We start from the raw sequence: 18,774 nt of genomic DNA, 5'->3' as shown, positions 1-18,774 counted from the left end.
AACCAAAGTCTCGTAGCTCAGTTTGGTTAGAGCACTACACTGATAATGTAGGGGTCAGCAGTTCAAATCTGCTCGAGACTACTACTGGCAGGGTTGAAAGTTCAAGGTTAAAAGTTCCAAGCGAAAAGCGCGGAGAGCGAATAACCGGTAACTAACAACTATTCTTATGGGGAATTAGCTCAGCTGGCTAGAGCACCTGCCTTGCACGCAGGGGGTCAACGGTTCGAATCCGTTATTCTCCACGATGTGGTACAGACTCAAGAATATAGAATACAGAGTCAAGATAATAAAAAGTCTTGCATCCTGATTCTAAGCGCTTGATTCTAATCACAAAAAGTTCTTTGACATATTGGAAGAAGTAATTGAAAAACTGAGAAGACAACAGTGGGACAGTTAGTAAGTTACGAGTAATGCGTTGTGCGTTGCGGGTTTACCCGGAACAAACATCGCAGAGCACGCAATAGAAAACTATCCAAATAAAAGCATACCTATCTGAGCAAAAGCAGATAGTGTAGAAGAAAGTAAGAAAGGGCACACGGAGGATGCCTTGGCTCTCAGAGGCGATGAAGGACGTGATAAGCTGCGATAAGCTCGGGGGATTAGCAAATATGAATTGATCCCGAGATTTCCGAATGGGGAAACCTAATCTATTGAAGATAGATTGCAAATAGCGCGAACCTGCTGAACTGAAACATCTAAGTAAGCAGAGGAAGAGAAAACAACAGTGATTTCCTGAGTAGTGGCGAGCGAAAGGGAATTAGCCCAAACCGTTTATGTTACGGCATAGACGGGGTAGTAGGACTACGATGTGGTACAATATAAAGAAGCGGAAGGGCATGGGAAGGCCCGCCATAGAGCATGAGAGCTGCGTACGCGTAATGAGTATTGACCTAGTAGGATCCTGAGTACCGCGAGGTCGGAGACGCCTTGTGGGAATCAGCCGGCACCATCCGGTAAGGCTAAATACTCCTGAGAGACCGATAGTGAACCAGTACCGTGAGGGAAAGGTGAAAAGAACCCCGAACAGGGGAGTGAAATAGAACCTGAAACCGTGTGCTTACAAGCGGTCGGAGCAGACTTTGTTCTGTGACGGCGTGCCTTTTGCATAATGAGCCTACGAGTTACTCTTCTCTGGCAAGGTTAAGCGGTTAAGCTGCGAAGCCGAAGCGAAAGCGAGTCTGAATAGGGCGTGCAGTCAGAGGAGGTAGACGCGAAACCTTGTGATCTACCCATGGACAGGTTGAAGGTGCCGTAACAGGTACTGGAGGACCGAACCGATAAACGTTGAAAAGTTTCCGGATGATTTGTGGGTAGGGGTGAAAGGCTAATCAAACTGGGAAATAGCTCGTACTCCCCGAAATGTTTTTAGGAACAGCCTGGCGGTTGAGTTATTCAGAGGTAGAGCTACTAATTGGGTGCGGGGGAGTCAAATCCTACCAAATCCAGATAAACTCCGAATGCTGAATAACATTACGCTGGAGTGAGGCTCTGGGTGCTAAGGTCCAGGGCCGAGAGGGAAAGAACCCAGACCATCAGCTAAGGTCCCCAAATTACTATTAAGTTGAACTAACGAGGTCCGGCTGCACAGACAGCTAGGATGTTGGCTTGGAAGCAGCCATTCATTTAAAGAGTGCGTAACAGCTCACTAGTCGAGCGGCCGGGCATGGATAATAAACGGGCATTAAATAGTATACCGAAGCTATGGATTACATCATTAGATGTACTGGTAGGGGAGCATTCTGCCGCCGGTGAAGCATGACACGACAAGTGCATGTGGAGGTTGCAGAAAAGCAAATGTAGGCATAAGTAACGATAAGGCGGGAGAGAAACCCGCCCACCGAAAGACTAAGGTTTCCTGATCAACGCTAATCGGATCAGGGTTAGTCGGGGCCTAAGGATCAGCCGAAGGGCGATTTCCGATGGACAACAGGTTAATATTCCTGTACTTTTTACCACTGCGATGCAGTGACGGAGTAGTGACACTTCCGCGTTCTGACGGAATAGAACGTTAAAGGCCGTAGGTATAGATTGGGTTGTAAAGTACGCCCGGTTTGCTGAAAGCTGATAGTACCCAAAGCCCTCGGGTGGCGGGATAGTGAAGGTAATCAGACTTCCAAGAAAACCTGCTAAGCTTCAGGTGGTAAAAACCCGTACCGTAAACCGACACAGGTAGTCGAGGAGAGAATCCTAAGGTGCTCGAGTGATTCATGGCTAAGGAACTCGGCAAAATGGCCCTGTAACTTCGGGAGAAGGGGCGCTGTCAGCAATGGCAGCCGCAGTGAAAAGGCCCAGGCGACTGTTTAACAAAAACACATGGCTTTGCAAAATCGAAAGATGACGTATAAGGCCTGACACCTGCCCGGTGCTGGAAGGTTAAGAGGGGATGTTAGTCGCAAGGCGAAGCATTGAATCGAAGCCCCAGTAAACGGCGGCCGTAACTATAACGGTCCTAAGGTAGCGAAATTCCTTGTCGGGTAAGTTCCGACCTGCACGAATGGTGTAACGATCTGGGCGCTGTCTCAGCCATGAGCTCGGTGAAATTGTGGTATCGGTGAAGACGCCGGTTACCCGCAACGGGACGGAAAGACCCCATGCACCTTCACTACAACTTAACATTGATATCGGATACAGGATGTGTAGGATAGGCGGGAGGCCGCGAAGCGGGTTCGCTAGGACTCGTGGAGCCAACCTTGAAATACCGCCCTTTCTGTATCTGGTGTCTAACCCGGTAACGCCGGGGACATTGTTTGGCGGGTAGTTTGACTGGGGTGGTCGCCTCCAAAAAGGTAACGGAGGCTTTCAAAGGTAAGCTCAGTACGCTTGGTAACCGTACGGGGAGTGCAATAGCATAAGCTTGCTTGACAGTGAGGCAGACAAGCCGAGCTGGGTCGAAAGACGGATATAGTGATCCGGTGGTTCTGCATGGAAGGGCCATCGCTCAAAGGATAAAAGGTACGCTGGGGATAACAGGCTGATCTCCCCCAAGAGCTCATATCGACGGGGAGGTTTGGCACCTCGATGTCGGCTCGTCACATCCTGGGGCTGGAGAAGGTCCCAAGGGTTCGGCTGTTCGCCGATTAAAGTGGCACGCGAGCTGGGTTCAGAACGTCGCGAGACAGTTCGGTCCCTATCTGTTGTGGGCGCAGGAAGTTTGAGTGGGGCTGACCTTAGTACGAGAGGACCGGGTTGGACAAGCCTCTAGTGAATCTGTTATGACGCCAGTTGTACTGCAGAGTAGCTACGCTTGGAATAGATAAGCGCTGAAAGCATCTAAGTGCGAAACTAGCCACAAGATGAGACTTCCATTGAGGGTCGTGGTAGACTACCACGTTGATAGGTTACAGGTGTAAAGGTGGTGACATCATAGCCGAGTAATACTAATTGCCCGAAGCTTTCTTCGTCAACAGATCAGGTGCTGCATTCTTTCCGGATGCAGCACCACAATCAAAAACAATCAGCTGTGTCTTTTCAGCCATCAATCACTTCTTTCAATACTATGTCATTGTTGTATAGTCAGCGTCTTTAGCTACGGGATACCCGGATCTGAAAACCCGCAACGAAAAACAACATTAAAAATATTCAGGTGCCTATATCGGCGGTGTCCACCTCTTCCCATTCCGAACAGAGAAGTTAAGCCCGCCAGAGCCAATGGTACTGCGGTAACACGTGGGAGAGTAGGTCGGCGCCAACTCTTATCAATTACCCCCTCTAGGTCCATCCTACGAGGGGGTTTTTGCTTTTACAAACTTTGGAAATCCTGTAGGCTCACTCCGTACTCCATACAAAGAGCTACTGCCCCTTTGGGGAATGCAGTAGCTCTTTGTAACTATCTACTTATACATATACTCATGAAATATGGCTATTTCAATACTAACTACGTTATAACTTTTATTTGGGGTATGACCAAGAGTATAATAAAGTGCGGAAAATGCTTATAATACAGTGTGTAAGGCTTGTAACATCTTTAAAGGTGTAAACATTACATCAGCCTTTATAAAGCTCTTTAGTAAAAAGATACAAAATAGAAAAGCCTGCTTATGTAGGCAGACTTCATTTTAAATGTAGTGTCAGCTATAATCTCTAGAACTTCTGATAAAACTCATTTACAATTTTATACAATGTCCAGTTATCTGTAACATAAATGCGGTGCAGGTATAGGTTTTTCTTTTCATGTATACCTTCAATGTAATCTTCTGTAAGCTGTGTGTAGCCTAGCATAGGGTTTACGTTATTGGCAATAAGTAAATAGCCGCGATATTTTTCAGGCGCTTCTACCGCACTCAGATAGTCTATTTGATAGGGGAGTGTGAACTTGGTAATATCATTAACATAGCCTACAATAGCATAAGCCACAGCGTCATCAGCCAGAATGCGGGTTCCTTTCGGCATCTGCTTTATATAATCAGCCAGTTCATAGCTTTCTTCTTCCACACGATCTGTGTTGCGTTGTAAAGCTGCGGATACAAAGTCTTTCTCTTCTTTAATGCTTGATTTGTTCAGGAAAACATAGCCCAAATAAATTTGAACTGCCACGACTACTACTATACCCAATTTCAGTGTACGTTGTTCTTTAACAAATCTTGCTCTGTAGATAAGACATAATAAAGCCAGAACTAAAAAAAGCAAATAATACTCGTTAGTTAAATGTACCTTTTCATACTTTATTCTCAGAAATTCAATTAACCCGAATGGCGTAAGTAATGTAAGTACATGGTAGGTATTATGTCTGAATAGATATACTGCTATAACAATTAATGGGCAGAATATCAGTACTCTTAATGAGATTAAAATTGACATATCTGATATGTCATATTTAGATACTGTTTGCGTGATATTATATTCCAGATTGTCAGTTATAATATTCCAGGTAGCATAAGGGCTATCAATAAAGTAATTAAAATCATCAGCATGGGTTAAATTAAGCATCTTGTAAACGAATACAGATGCTAGAGGCAACAAAAAGATGATAGCGTAAATTGAAAAAGTTTTATTAATCAATTTACGGCGCAGCGAGCTGTTGTTAAAGCTCAAGAATACCCTAAATACGGATTCTTTCTCACTCAGATTAAGACTGTTGATAGCAATAGAAAAAACCAGCGGAATAAAAAATATGGCCAGCCATACCATCTTATAATCACTAAATATAAGTAGTACAAAACAGATACTAGCGATAGACACATGGAACGTAGTATTAGAACTGTAATATTTTAGCATGTTCAAAAAGAACAGGAAGAAGAAGATAAGCACCATATAAACCGACTTACCCGAACAGGCGATGTAAATAATGCCTGGATGAAGAACGAATATGGCAATTATCAGGTACAAGTAGAAGTTATCTTTATTTCGGCGAACCATGGCTGAAGCCATGATATAAAATAATACAGCGGTACCAATAGCCGAAGCAATAACCGGTGCCAGATCGTGATTAATAAAGCTGAACAGAGCCGAGCCATAGAACGGCAATATGGGCGATGTTAAGCCCATAATGCGCAATTTGTCGCCCATGCCATTGAAAATGATTTGAGCTTTTTCAATATAAAATAATGACTCCTGATTGGAGTAGCCTACTTTATTCAGGTATAAGCCGATGAGCAGGTAATAGGCAGCTAATATGCCTGTGGTAATGATCAGGAATATGGCTTTAGATGGTCTCATACAGAAGCTCTGTTGGGGTTATTAGCTTTACTTAAACCATGATTGGTTTTTTCCCAGTAAAAAGGTTTCACAATAAGCTGATACAAACCTTTATAAGCCGCTACCGAATGCATAAGCCAGTAAACAGGATTGGCAATAGCAAACAAAATTAGTTCGTAAAAACGCCGTTTAAATACAGCCATCATGTTTACATAAATCATGAGGATATTACCTACCATCAGGTTGAAAATGGAGATAAACAATACCCAATCTGGAAATAAGGTGCGTATAAAGGTCAGATCAAAAACAACGTAAGCAATAAAAATAAGCAGCAAAATTGGATTAATCAGGAACATAATGGGCGTAGCGCCCACAAAGAAGTTAAAACCTAAAAAGCCTTTAATCCCAATTTTACGTATCAATGCGGCAGGGTTACGCATATGTACCAAATAAGTTTGCATATACCCCTTTATCCAACGTGAGCGCTGACGAATCCAGTTGAAGAAATCGTTGTTTGCTTCTTCGTAAGTAGTTGAATTAATAACCGCAATTTTGTGTCCTTTAGCATAGGCTCTTACCCCTAAATCTGCATCCTCAGTTACGTTAAAAGGATCCCAGGCACCTAGCTCAACTAATTCATCCAGTTTAAAGTGGTTGCTGGTACCGCCTAATGGAATGGGAATATCCAACGTATCTAAGCCGGGTAGCACGTAATCAAACCAGTAAGAATACTCCAGCGTAAACATGCGGGTTAGGAAGTTCTCATTCCTATTAAAATAATTTAGAGCGCACTGTACACAAATATAACTCTCAGGCAGCTTGTTAAACATGGCTACTACCTTTTTCAACTGATCGGTATCTGGTATATCTTCTGCATCATAAATAGTTAAGAATTTACCTTTTGAAAAATGCAGACCGTAGTTGCAAGCCTTAGGCTTAGTTTTCGGCATATGGAAGGGCACTACAATCACCTCAAATATGGCCGGGAAATCTAGATTACGTACGGCATTTAAGGTTTTGTCGTCATCCTCTTCAATTAAAAGTTTAATATCCAGTTTGTGACGCGGGTAGTCAATACTTTGCAGGTTCCAAATTAATTTTTTAATCAGCTTATCTTCTTTATACACCGGTAAATGTATAGTATAGATAGGTAGCTCATCATCATCAATGCTTTTTACTTCGCTTTTTGTTACCGCTTGGTACAGTTCAAAACGTGAACCGACTAACGACAGGAACAATTTAAACGTAATAGTAAACAGAAAGAAGGTACTCAGAATAATATTAACGATGATAGAGGTAATGCGGAAATCCAATACCAATCCTGCTGCTAAAAGGGCCAGAAATGAAAAGATCACCACCAACTGAGGCGTAGTAAAAGTCGTTAGGGCAGAATTACCCGGATCATCATTCAATAATTCAAAAACTGCTGATTTTACATACTTTTCGCCGAGTAGTTTATGACTGAGCCAAGTAATATCTAAGTCGGATGCTACTATTATTTCTGGTTCCAAATTAAATGTTACCCGAATGAAATCAAGATACAACTGATCGCTAGGATCGGCCATAGCAGTAATTACCTTATCGTTTTCAATACGTAAAGGGAGTGCTAACCGTTCATCCGCAAACTTTAAATCTATTTTGCTGACTACAGCAGTGTCATGTGCTTCGTTACGGATATTTTGAAAAGGATACCCAGCACTGGTTAATGAACGTTCATAATTTTTACGGGAGATGAAACCAAAGTTCAGCGCTATTTTTATAAATGAGGTACCGTTCTGCGAAAGAATGTAGTCAATTTTATCAAAATCAGCTTCTGATAAAAACTCATCCTGCCTCAAAAACTCAGAAATAAAGGAATGGCGAACGCTGTCCTGATATGCATCAAAACTACCGGTGCCTATACCTTCTGGTATCAAAATACTCATAGTTCATGGTTTATAGCTAATTGGCTAGCTCTTGTTAAATAAAAAGCAGGAACAGTAAGCTGCCCTGCTTTTATGCTTTTATCAACTATAGCAGGTGATTTTAGTCATTAATAATATCTTGCGACCGTTGTACTTTAGAACGTACATACAGGAATGCCAACAATATTAAAATAAGTACGCCTAACAACACGTATAAGTTATAGTTATCCCAGAAACGGGCAAACCCGGTTTTACCATCAGTATATTCCAGATTATCACCATTCTTTTCAATGTTGAACAAGTATTTGTTGTCATTTATATCGGCAATACATACGTTGCTGGTTAGGGTAGAGAGCTGTTCGGTAATCGCTTTTGATGCGGCTACTAAAGCATCAGATATGTGCTGACCGGTACCTGTAATAATCAATACCGAATTGCTGCTGCCGCGACCATAAAATATCTGCGCCAAACCGTTCGATACCGAATCGGAAAGTGAGTAAATCACCTTGTTATCCTGGTTGTTGTACAAACGGAAAGCATGGTTAAATTTAACCGGTGCATCCGGGAATTTGTCCATCAGTGGATCGTCTTTAGACAGGATAGCGATAATGTGTGATTTCTTCAAATCACTTTCACTTACTTCTTCCGCATAGCTAAATTCAGGGAAGTTACTTGCGTTGATGTTGTTGTTTAATTCAAACAAAATTTCGCCAATAGCGCCGGCTGCATACTTAGCTAGGTTTTTACTAACAATAATGCGTGTGGAACCAGAATTAAAGGCTTCAGGGTATTGATAAAAGCTTAAATTGTTGTTGACGAAAGGATTGCGAGATTCCAGATAAGATTTATCCACATCAATTTCACCAAAGAAGTTCAGGAACGCATTCTGGCAGTTACCACTGTTCGGGTAAAAACGGAACTCGGTTGTAAGTGAGTTATATTTACGGTGCTGATAACGGTTTACCACTACTGAAGTATTCAGCTTACCGGATTCATTCAGTTTTTCACTGCTGATAAGCATACCGTTCAGGTACACGTTGAAGAAACCCCTGTCGCCAGGATTTAAGCCACTGTAAGTACCGGTCAGTTTAATCTCTATCTCTTTAGGCGTAAAATCGAAGTCGCTGTTTTTGAAATTATATACGCTTTTTAAAGAGCCAATACCCGACAGGAAATTGCTTACGCCACCTACCTGGCGGAAGGTTAACCGTGACCGGTTTTCACTTAAGCTTTTCACCAAATCATGGTTGGCAGTGTTAACAACCAGGTAATCACCGTAAGCTGAATTAATAACGTTTAAGTTAGCCAGTGCTGTAATCGCTTTTTCATAACCAGCATCATCAGCACCGGTCACGAATAGAATTTCATTGTTGGCGAAGGCCTGGCGTGCACCTGCGCTGGACCTAACGAAGCGATAACCGCCTGCACCTGAAGTATCGGTAGAAGGGCCTTTATACAAGTACAACAACCCTTGGCCGCTTTGTGGTGTAACTGATATTAAGCTGCGTTTGTTGGCAGGCAGTTGCTCTATGTTGCCTACCATTACGTAGTTTTTTACCGAATCAGGCACACGATCAGCCGGGAATACATGAATATCGCTGGTGTTTACTGATTTTCTCATGCGTGAGTAAGCCCAAGCTACAGCTTTCAAATCGTTCAGGCTGGTTAAAGCAGGGTAAACAATAGCGGTTTTAGTATCAAATGAATTACTGATGTTTACATTACGATAAGCAGTACGGTTATTACCGGCTAATGAAAGGTAAGAGTAACCTTTTACTTTAAGCCACATGGCCGGGTTATCCAAATCTTTACACTTGTTGTCGGTAATGGTTAATAAAGTTTTAACCTGTATCTTTAGGTATTGGTGGTTTTCAGTAAGATAAACATCTTTTAGAGGCAACACCAAACGCTGTATAGAATCGCGGGTGAGGCGGCCACTATATACCGGCTGATCGGCAATAAGTACGTTGATGTACGATAAATCTTTAATAAGAGCTTGTGAAGGCTCATAATAAATTACCACTTTACTTCTGTTCATATCCACCAACGGATCTATCTTGAAATAAAAGGAAGTGGCTCCGCTCATCCCAAAAATCGAATCATCATCATGGCCCAAGGTTTTAAAAGTAATATTAGTTTGTGCTAATGCTACCTGGCCAATTAATAAAAACGTTAATAATTGTAATAGAGTAAAGATTTTCTTCATTGTAAAACAGCAGTTATATTAATTAGTAGCGTAAAATTCAACTTTGAAATAGTTTCCGTTTTCATCACTGCGGTAAGTAAGTTCACCGCCCATTTCTTGTGTCATTAGTTTAGCAATTGAAAGTCCTAAACCCAAGCGGCTTTCCGTAACCGTGCCTGAAGCATCGTTCAAAGTTTTCAGTCGGTTAAACATAATGTCCAGCTCCTGTAGGCCTATTGCAATACCTTCATCAACTACTTCAAACACAAATTTTTGCTTTTGTAAGCTGGTTACTACGCGTATATCATTATTAGTTTGTGAAAACTTAACGGCGTTGGATAACACGTTTTGAAATACCTGACCGGTAAATACTTTATCCAAGCGTACATTCAACGGCAGCTTCAGTATGTTATCCACCAAATGCACATTTTTCATCTGGGCAGTATCAATTAACCCTTTGAAAACTTGTCTTACTATGGTATTAGCATCAAAAGTTTCCATGTTGAACTTAAGCTCTGGTGATTCCAGTTCTTTTACATCCATCAGCGTTTTCAGCAGATACTGCATTTTTTCGGCAGATTCCGATATGTAGTTGGTGAACTCTTTCTGATCGGCACTCAGGCGGTAGTCTTCTTCCTTAATCAAGTCATTGCTCATCACAATAGAACCAATCAGGTTCTTTAAATCATGGCCGGCAATATTAATGAAGCTGTTTTTTTGTTCATCCAACCGGCGCAGCTTTTCATACTGCAAGTCAATGATGCTGTTCTTTTCAACAATATCGCGGTTTTGCGCTTTTAACTGCTCGTTTGATTTTTCAATCAGCAACTGCGACTTAACATCACGCTGAATAACTTTGTAGCGTGCTATTGGGATAAGACAGGCAATCAGGGCAATGATAAAAAAGTATTGACCACCATTAGATAGAACCAAATCAAGATTATAGTTGCTTAACAAGTTAAAAAAGATAGCCAGTAACACAATAGACACTATCGACTGAACGATAGAGTTAACTGGTTCCCAAAATACCTGTAGGTTAAATAATAGTACAAGCGCCGAATAGACCAAATAGTAATTAGTAAGATACTTAATATCAACCACGTTGCAGAAGATAGCCATAACCAGCGATAGCATGGTAAAAGCAATATGCAGCAGGATACGGTAATGAACCTTGTGTTGTTCAAAGTATTTGTAAGCACCATAAATTAGCATGGTGGCAATAATGCGCACAAAGGCAAACTGAAGCCAGTTCTGGTTTTCGTAAACAAAATCAACGATGATGAGTAACGGAAACAAACATATTATGCTCCAAATAATAATGTTGGTTTCGTACCATGCTCTTTTTTGAATTTCTTTTTGATACTCTTGTTTGTCTATTTGGGTAATCATTGAATTAATTAGGTAATATTCACAGGCTCAAGTTAACTCAGGTAATGTGCGAGATTAACTTTTACACAAATAATTTACTTGATAAATATGAATATCAAAGTAAACTTTTACGGTATGTTAAATCATAAAGTTACTTTGGTATTCTTCTCAATAGTTGCATTTGGTTGTGCAAAAAGCAAACCAATAAACCTGTTTAGCTATTTGAGCTTATTCAAGCGGAACTCATTTTTAATAAATAATGGCTATGCTATTGGGCATTAAACAAAGGGGATGGTTTAATACTATAGTTAAAAAGTAAGTTACTGGGGCAAATTTCCTACTACTTAAAGAAGCCGCATTTTAAAATAATTTTTGATAATCTATTTTATACAAATTCTAGATCTCTGTTAAGTATAATCTGGCAGCATAAATTGCAGTAATCATTTTTACTCACATTTTCACTAATTGATAGGAGATGTTTAGTGAAGTTAGCGGAGGTCTGTAAGTGGGGCTGCAATTCCCCTATAGTGTAGAAAAAAATTCCAGTCATAAACGCTGTTAAACTACTGTTGCTGTAAAAGTTAACTATAATTTGGTGCCAAAAAACATCCTGGTGCATGAAACATGGCACAGAATGTGTTATTAAAACTAATAACAAATAGCATATAAGCCAGCAGAAATGTGTAGCTTTGCTTACTAAGTACGACTATGAAATTTTTTGAAGACAAGAGACGTGAAGTGATGAAGCATATTGAAAAATACATGCTTGAAAAAATGCATGATTTTTTAAAGCCCATCGAGCAAATTTGGCAACCATCAGATTTGCTGCCTGATTCTACACGTGATACTTTCTTTCAGGAAATTAGAGAATTGCAGGAAAGTGCCAAAGGCTTATCTTATGATTTGGTAGCTGTGCTGATAGGTGATACTATTACTGAAGAAGCATTACCTACTTACGAGTCATGGCTGAGCATGGTAGAGGGAGTAGATAAAGATCAGCATAGCGGCTGGATGACCTGGAACCGCCATTGGACGGCTGAAGAGAACCGACATGGTGATTTGCTGAATAAGTATCTGTATTTATCAGGTCGTGTTAACATGCGTGCTATGGAAGTTTCTACGCAGTACCTAATTGCTGATGGTTTTGACATTGGTACTGGTGCTGATCCATATCGTAACTTCATTTACACTTCATTTCAAGAAATGGCTACCAACATTTCTCACCGTAGGGTAGCATCATTGGCTAAAAAGGATGGTGATACGCTCCTTTCAAAAATGTGTGGCGTAATTGCATCTGATGAAGCACGTCATGCTAAAGCTTACAAACATTTTATCAGTAAAATTTTCGAGGTAGATGCTAATGAAGCCATGCTGGCTTTTGAAGATATGATGCGTAAGAAAATCGTAATGCCAGCACACTTTTTACGTGAAATTGGAATAAAGATAGGACAGACGTTTGGTCACTTTACGGATGCTGCGCAACGCCTGGGTGTTTATACCGCTACAGATTACGTAGATATTATGAAAGTTTTGTTAGACGAGTGGCAAATTGAAAGCCGTACTGAATTGAACGAAGCCGGTGAAAAGGCCCGTGATTTTCTGATGAACTTGCCTGATCGTTTACTGCGTATTGCAGAACGTATGAAAAACCCGATGTTGGAGTACAAGTTTTCTTGGATACACGGATAAGCTTTTAGCTGATTATTTTAAAGATATTTAAGCATGATGCCCTAAGCATCATGCTTTTTTTATGATTGTTTTTACCGAATAAGAAATGCTTTCTGTGCTTAAAAGTTGCATTGTTACGAGTAGTAAGGTAGGGTTTGCAGAACTTAATAGCAGGGATACTGTTATATTGAAGGTAATATCTTATCAATCTTATGAACTACAAATTATTAGGCCGTTCAGGTCTGAAAGTATCTCAGCTATGTTTGGGTACAATGGGCTTTGGCACTGAAGCAGGCTGGGGAGCCGATAAAGAAACCAGCTTTGCCATTATGGATGCCTTTGCTGAAGCAGGTGGCAACTTTTTGGATACCGCTAACGTCTATAAGCTAGGTACCAGCGAAAAGATAATTGGCGAGTACTTAGCTCAGCGTGATCGTGATTACTTTGTACTAGCTACTAAATACACGTTAAAAGATAATACAACCAATCCTAATGCATCAGGTAACAACCGCAAAAACATGATGCGTAGTGTAGAAGAAAGCTTAAAACGTCTTAAAACCGACTTTATTGATGTGCTATACTTGCACATTTGGGATAACATCACCCCAATTGATGAAGTGTTGCGTGGCTTAGATGATTTGATCAGGCAAGGGAAAGTAAATTATGCAGCCATTAGTGATACACCGGCTTGGGTGGTAGCTAAAGGGAATACCTTAGCCGAGCTAATGGGATGGAGCCAATTTATTGCTTTACAGGTAGAATATAGTTTAATACAGCGTACTCCCGAACGTGAGTTGATCCCGATGGCCAAACATTTTGGCATGACCGTAACACCATGGGCTCCTTTGGCGGGTGGTGCTTTAACTGGTAAATACTTACGCGGCGAACAAGGACGCATTAAAGCAGAAAGTAACCGCTTAAATGAGAGTAGCCAGCGTATAACCAAACAGGTAATAGCTATTGCTGATGAACTGGGGGTACAACCTGCTCACGTAGCCCTGGCCTGGACCATGCAGCAAGGTTTTTCCTGCATTCCGATAGCAGGTGCTACCAAGGTAGAACAGTTGCAGGAAAATTTGAAAGCACTTGACGTAACCTTAAATGCTGAACAGCTGCAAAAGCTGGATGAAGTAAGTAGCATTTCGTTGGGCTTTCCCGGAGATTTCTTTAAGGAAGATGGCGTGAAGATGAATTCATTTGGTGGTTTTTACGACAGGGTAGAAAAACGATAATTTCAAAAACGGTCGGTTTTACAGATGATGTGAAGCCGGCCGTTTTGATTAGTGGCTAACTTTACTTTGTTCTGAACATTGGCACTTCTGTACTGCTTTAATTAATTTGTATCTTTGCATTTGCATGCAAGTAACAGAAGCTACAGTTAATCAGGGATATAAAGGTTATAATAATTACGGGCCGTGGCTGCGTAAAAAGTATAACGGACAACGGGTATTTAAAGTAATTGTGGATGGTGGTTTTACCTGCCCTAACCGTGATGGCTCAAAAGGTTACGGCGGTTGTACCTATTGCAATGTAGATTCATTTACACCTTCAGTTTCTCGCCAAAATCCATCATTACGTGAGCAGGTAATACAGGGAATGGAACGGGCACGTAAAGGCAACAAGGCCGATAAATTTATTATTTATTTTCAACCCAATACCAATACCTACGCGCCGGCACATTATTTAAAAATGTTGTATGATGAGGCGTTAAGCGTTAGTCCGCAAGATGTGGTGGGCCTATCGGTAGGTACCCGGCCTGATTGTATTGATGCTGAAAAAATAGCTTTACTAGAAAGCTATACCGACCGCTTTGATGTGGATTTAGAGATGGGGATGGAATCTATCTACAACGATACCCTGGCCCAAATAAACCGTGGCTGTACTCATGATGATTTATTGAATGCGTTAAAGCTTACTGAAAACAGCAAGCTTGACGTTTGCGTGCATACCATCTTTGGCTTTCCATGGGAAACCCAGGAAATGATGCTACGCTATGCCGATGAAATTAACCGCCATACGCAAATTAAATTTGTCAAGTTCCATCATCTGCATATTGTAGAAGGTTCAGTAATGGGTGTTAAATACAAGCGTAATCCCTTCAAACTGTTTACACTGGATGAATACGCCAACTTCCTGTGCGAATTATTACCTTTAGTTCGACCTGATGTGGTAATACAACGTTTGTTCGGCATCTCCGATTGGGAATTACTGATTGCTCCCAATTGGGGGCTTAAAAAATCGGAAATCCAATACTATATTGATCAAAAAATCGAAAGCAGAGGTGTAGTGCAAGGTTCTGCTTTAGTGTAAAACTTTGATGCATATTTTACGCTGAGCTGTGTAGTTTTATAGCTTAAAATGTAAAAATTTGTGAATTGGTATTTGTTTTGTAATCAATAGGTAATTAAGTTTGAGCTTAATTTAACTATTGTGTCAAATAAACCTTTACTCAATTACATTCCGGCTTTAACGGGTGTGCGGGCTTTGGCCGCTTACCTGGTATTCATATCTCATTATGAATACGTGTTCGATGGTAATTTTCCTCACGCTGTGCAACGGTTTCTACAAGAGTTTCATATGGGGGTTACTATCTTTTTTGTGCTCTCCGGGTTTTTAATTGCCTATAGGTATTACAATAATTTTCACCTCACGAAAGATTGGTTTAAGCAATATTTGAAAAATAGGGTAGCCCGTATTTATCCTATGTATTTTCTGCTTACCATAGGCGCGTTTGTATATTACTATTTTACACACGATACGCGCATTACTAAAGATTATCCGTCGCCCATAGGTTTGCTGCTGATGCACGTAACTTTTGTTCGCGGCTTTTTTCAGAATTTGTGGGACACCGGCATAGCTCAAGGCTGGTCGCTTACGGTAGAAGAATGCTTTTATTTTTCGGCTCCTTTTGCTTTCCTACTGGCTAAAAGATACGGCAAGCTTTTCTTGCAACCCGTAGCTATTACTGCCATAGGTATGCTGTTGGTATTGGTTTTCAGGAATGTAAACTGGTATGGCTTTTTCGGCAGTTTTACCTTCATGATGATTTACACCTTTTTGGGGCGTTGTTTTGAGTTTTTTGTAGGCATCCAATTGGCTTTAATTCTGCTCAAAAAAGGTACTGTACGCAACAACAAGCTGAAATATACTTATATCGGTTTTTTGCTGATGATGGTTTGTGTGTTTATCATGTCGAAATTGGCGATTCCAAAAGGGTGGATGGCCGGATTGCATAATCCTTGGGGTATCATCACCAACAATTATTTATTAGCCGTTTGTATTGCCTTGTTCTTTTACGGACTAGTTACAGAAAATACCATTTTTAAGAAAGTGCTGGCTAAACCATTTGTAGAGTTATTAGGTAAAAGCTCTTACATCTTTTACCTCATCCATCTGGGATATATTTACAATTATTTGCGCGATGGCATCAACTGGTTGAATGACCGAATTTTTGATTACTACGATAAAGTAGGCGTTGACTGGCATTCACCGCTAGAGTATGATTGGTTAAATGTGGTTTATCTATTCATTCTGCTAAATGCTATTTCCATATTGTTATTTAAAACTATAGAAGAGCCGCTTAACCATTATATCCGCCAGTCAGACTTCCTGATTAAAAATCCAAAAAGAAACCCGCAGAACGATTCACAACTAATTAAAAGCTGATAGCTGTTTTTACAACCTGTATATTGATGAAGAGACTTTACCTGTTTGTTGTTGCCTTATTACTGCTTTATATACCTACAGAGGTGTATGCTGGCTGGCCTATTGGTAAATACCGGCATGTGTTCACCCCATCGTTCATGCTTTATTCTTCCAAAAACTATTGGGATAAGCAGGGTAACAAAATAATAGCTCCATCAGGTACCAATTTTACAGCTGTATCATTAGGATTGTACGGAGGCATTGGCTTAGGCCGCCGTACTGATTTATACGTGAGCTTACCCATATCAGTACAACATAGTACTTATGCTGGCGAAAAGCAATCTACCCCATCGGGCTTAGGTGACTTATCAATAGGCTTGAGTTACAACTTGGCTCAGTTTAGTTATAAAAGATTTTTATCTGTACAAGGTACGGGCATTATTCCCTTATACACCGTAGCTAAAACCAACAATACTCTAGGTTATGGCGTATTAGGAGGCGATATTAAGCTGATGTATTGTGGTGTACTGGCCGGCCCATCTTACTTCAACCTGGAAGGCGGTTTTAGGCGCTATCTGGATGCTAAAGGACCTAACCAAGGCATATTTCTGGCTAGTATAGGTTCTGCATTAGATGCACGCAAAAAAAATCAATTAAGCTTAGATGTGTCAGGTATTTATTCCTTCAGTAGCAACCGTGATTTAATTTCAGTTAACCCCAACTTGGTTTATGATGGGTACTACATCAAGGGTTCTATTAACTACGGTTACAAGTTTACCAACAAGCTTTCGGTTTTTGCTGGCGGTTTTTACAACATTATTGGGCGTAATGCTCCTGTAGGATATGGTGGAGCCTTGTCAGTAATTTTCAAATATTAAAATTAGGCTTTTGCAGCAGTCACATCAACATGCTTAAAATTAAAACGATATTGATTAACCTGTTTCTGGTAAGTAGCATAGGCTTAGCTTACGCACAGGATAGTAGCGATGAAGAAATGTTTATTACTCCCAAACCAGGCCACAAAAATGCAGTGTTTGATGATAATAGTAGCATTACCTACAAGCTGGCGGTAAAAAGCACTTATAAAACTCGCCAGGATGGTGCCTTAACAACTGAGCTGCTTACAGACGATTGGAAAAAGGTTTGGACCAGTACCACCAATATCAGCTTAAGTAAAAAGGGTTCACACACCTATAGCGTTCATATTCCGCACCAAAGTGCAGGTATTTATCGCGTAAACTTTAGGTTGAACTTAACCGATTATGATGATACGATAAGAAGAGTAGTAGCGATTAGTCCGGAAAAAATAACCACTGAGTTGCACAAGCCGACTGATTTTAACCAGTTTTGGAGTAAATCAAAAGAGCAATTAGCTAAAATCAATCCGGATTATCATGTAACAGAAGATACGCAGCAATCTACCCGCGATGTAAAGGTGTATAAAGTAGAAATGCGTTCTTGGAATAATGTAAAAATACGTGGATGGCTTACAGTGCCCACACAAGGCAAAAATTGGCCAGTGATTTATAAGTTGCCTGGCTACAATGTAGCCATGAAACCTGAAATTGATAAGCCGGATTTTGCCGTGTTTGCATTAGATGTGCGCGGTAATGGTATGAGCCGTGATATGGTGGCTCCAGCAACCGATCGTTATAATGTAACAGGTATTGAAAGCCGGGAAAGTTACATTTATCATGGCGTGTATATGGACTGTTTGCGTGGACTGGATTTTATCCTGTCGCATGCCGATTTGAATTTGAACACCAGCCGGGTATGTGCCTATGGAGGAAGTCAGGGGGCTACGCTGGCCATTATAGTAGCTGCATTAGATAAACGGGTAACGGCTTGTACGGTCGAATTGCCATTATATGCCGACATACATGATGCTTATGCTATCGGTACCTCATTCCCTACCACCACATGGCCCATGAACCATTTTCAGGATTATCTAAAACAGCATCGTGGTTTTACACCGAAACGTTTTTTTGATATTTGGGACTATTATGATCCGCAAAATTTTATTAGCCAGGTTAATTGTCCTATCCTGATGGGCGTGGGTTTACTGGACGAGTTTTGTCCGCCACGATGCAGCTTTGGTATGTATAACAAAATTGCTAAGAATGTACAAAAGGAATATCGTGTAGCTCCAGATAAAGCACACGAAATGAACTTTGATTATTTTATGTTCCAATTGTTGTGGTTTAAAGAATCATTGCGTGCGCCTAATTAATTAAGTGCTGTATTAAGTTCAGTAATTACATAACAAACCACCTTTACACTGCGTATCAAATCGCGGAGCTTAAATAGCTGTATAGGTTGGTGTAATGGTTAAGGCGAATGCCTCATCCTTAGTAAATGCGAATAGTTTAT

General features: G+C 40.7%; 10 protein-coding genes, 2 tRNA genes and 2 rRNA genes. 10 read left to right on the top strand and 4 right to left on the bottom strand.

Going from position 1 to position 18,774, the window contains the following annotated elements:
- The first annotated feature begins 6 nt into the window (after window positions 1-6).
- From HH214_RS03740 to rrf, 4 genes are all read left to right on the top strand, one after another.
- Window positions 7-81: transfer RNA gene (locus tag HH214_RS03740), tRNA-Ile, on the top strand.
- Between the two features lie 87 nt (window positions 82-168).
- A tRNA-Ala gene (locus HH214_RS03735) sits at window positions 169-242 on the top strand.
- A gap of 272 nt (window positions 243-514) precedes the next feature.
- Window positions 515-3,401: ribosomal RNA gene (locus HH214_RS03730) — 23S ribosomal RNA — on the top strand.
- A gap of 178 nt (window positions 3,402-3,579) precedes the next feature.
- Window positions 3,580-3,691, top strand: a 5S ribosomal RNA gene (rrf, locus tag HH214_RS03725).
- 389 nt (window positions 3,692-4,080) lie between these two features.
- Here the strand turns inward: rrf and HH214_RS03720 are convergent.
- The 4 genes from HH214_RS03720 to HH214_RS03705 all read right to left on the bottom strand — a co-directional run bounded on the left by HH214_RS03720 (window position 4,081) and on the right by HH214_RS03705 (window position 11,112).
- Window positions 4,081-5,655 carry a hypothetical protein gene (locus HH214_RS03720; protein WP_169606068.1) on the bottom strand — a complete coding sequence of 525 codons (1,575 nt, stop codon included), beginning with the start codon at window positions 5,653-5,655 and terminating at the stop codon, window positions 4,081-4,083.
- Complete coding sequence (locus tag HH214_RS03715; protein WP_169606067.1) at window positions 5,652-7,559, bottom strand: glycosyltransferase; 1,908 nt, start codon at window positions 7,557-7,559, stop codon at window positions 5,652-5,654. Before HH214_RS03715 ends, HH214_RS03720 begins: the two co-directional genes overlap by 4 nt.
- A 100-nt stretch (window positions 7,560-7,659) precedes the next feature.
- On the bottom strand, window positions 7,660-9,744 hold the full coding sequence (locus HH214_RS03710) for a cellulose biosynthesis cyclic di-GMP-binding regulatory protein BcsB (RefSeq protein WP_169606066.1): 2,085 nt from the start codon (window positions 9,742-9,744) through the stop codon (window positions 7,660-7,662).
- Between the two features lie 18 nt (window positions 9,745-9,762).
- Window positions 9,763-11,112, bottom strand: a complete 1,350-nt coding sequence (locus HH214_RS03705; RefSeq protein WP_169606065.1) for a sensor histidine kinase — start codon at window positions 11,110-11,112, stop codon at window positions 9,763-9,765.
- Between the two features lie 687 nt (window positions 11,113-11,799).
- On the opposite strand from HH214_RS03705, the gene HH214_RS03700 reads away from it, so the two are divergent.
- From HH214_RS03700 to HH214_RS03675, 6 genes are all read left to right on the top strand, one after another.
- Complete coding sequence (locus HH214_RS03700) at window positions 11,800-12,780, top strand: acyl-ACP desaturase (RefSeq protein WP_169606064.1); 981 nt, start codon at window positions 11,800-11,802, stop codon at window positions 12,778-12,780.
- Window positions 12,781-12,971: 191 nt separating this feature from the next.
- Window positions 12,972-13,991, top strand: coding sequence for an aldo/keto reductase (locus HH214_RS03695; protein ID WP_169606063.1), 1,020 nt, complete (start codon window positions 12,972-12,974; stop codon window positions 13,989-13,991).
- A 124-nt stretch (window positions 13,992-14,115) separates the two neighbouring features.
- Window positions 14,116-15,069, top strand: a complete 954-nt coding sequence (locus HH214_RS03690) for a TIGR01212 family radical SAM protein (protein WP_169606062.1) — start codon at window positions 14,116-14,118, stop codon at window positions 15,067-15,069.
- 120 nt (window positions 15,070-15,189) lie between these two features.
- Window positions 15,190-16,425, top strand: coding sequence for an acyltransferase family protein (locus HH214_RS03685; RefSeq protein ID WP_169606061.1), 1,236 nt, complete (start codon window positions 15,190-15,192; stop codon window positions 16,423-16,425).
- Window positions 16,426-16,451: 26 nt separating this feature from the next.
- The gene (locus HH214_RS03680; protein ID WP_169606060.1) at window positions 16,452-17,282 is read left to right on the top strand and encodes a hypothetical protein; all 831 of its coding nucleotides are present in this window, start codon (window positions 16,452-16,454) and stop codon (window positions 17,280-17,282) included.
- Window positions 17,283-17,311: 29 nt separating this feature from the next.
- On the top strand, window positions 17,312-18,634 hold the full coding sequence (locus HH214_RS03675) for an acetylxylan esterase (RefSeq protein WP_169606059.1): 1,323 nt from the start codon (window positions 17,312-17,314) through the stop codon (window positions 18,632-18,634).
- Window positions 18,635-18,774 lie beyond the last annotated feature (140 nt).

The organism is Mucilaginibacter robiniae (genome assembly GCF_012849215.1).
GTDB lineage: Bacteria > Bacteroidota > Bacteroidia > Sphingobacteriales > Sphingobacteriaceae > Mucilaginibacter > Mucilaginibacter robiniae.
The sequence above is the reverse complement of the archived record's forward strand: the minus strand, read 5'-3'. Positions and strand labels throughout refer to the sequence as shown.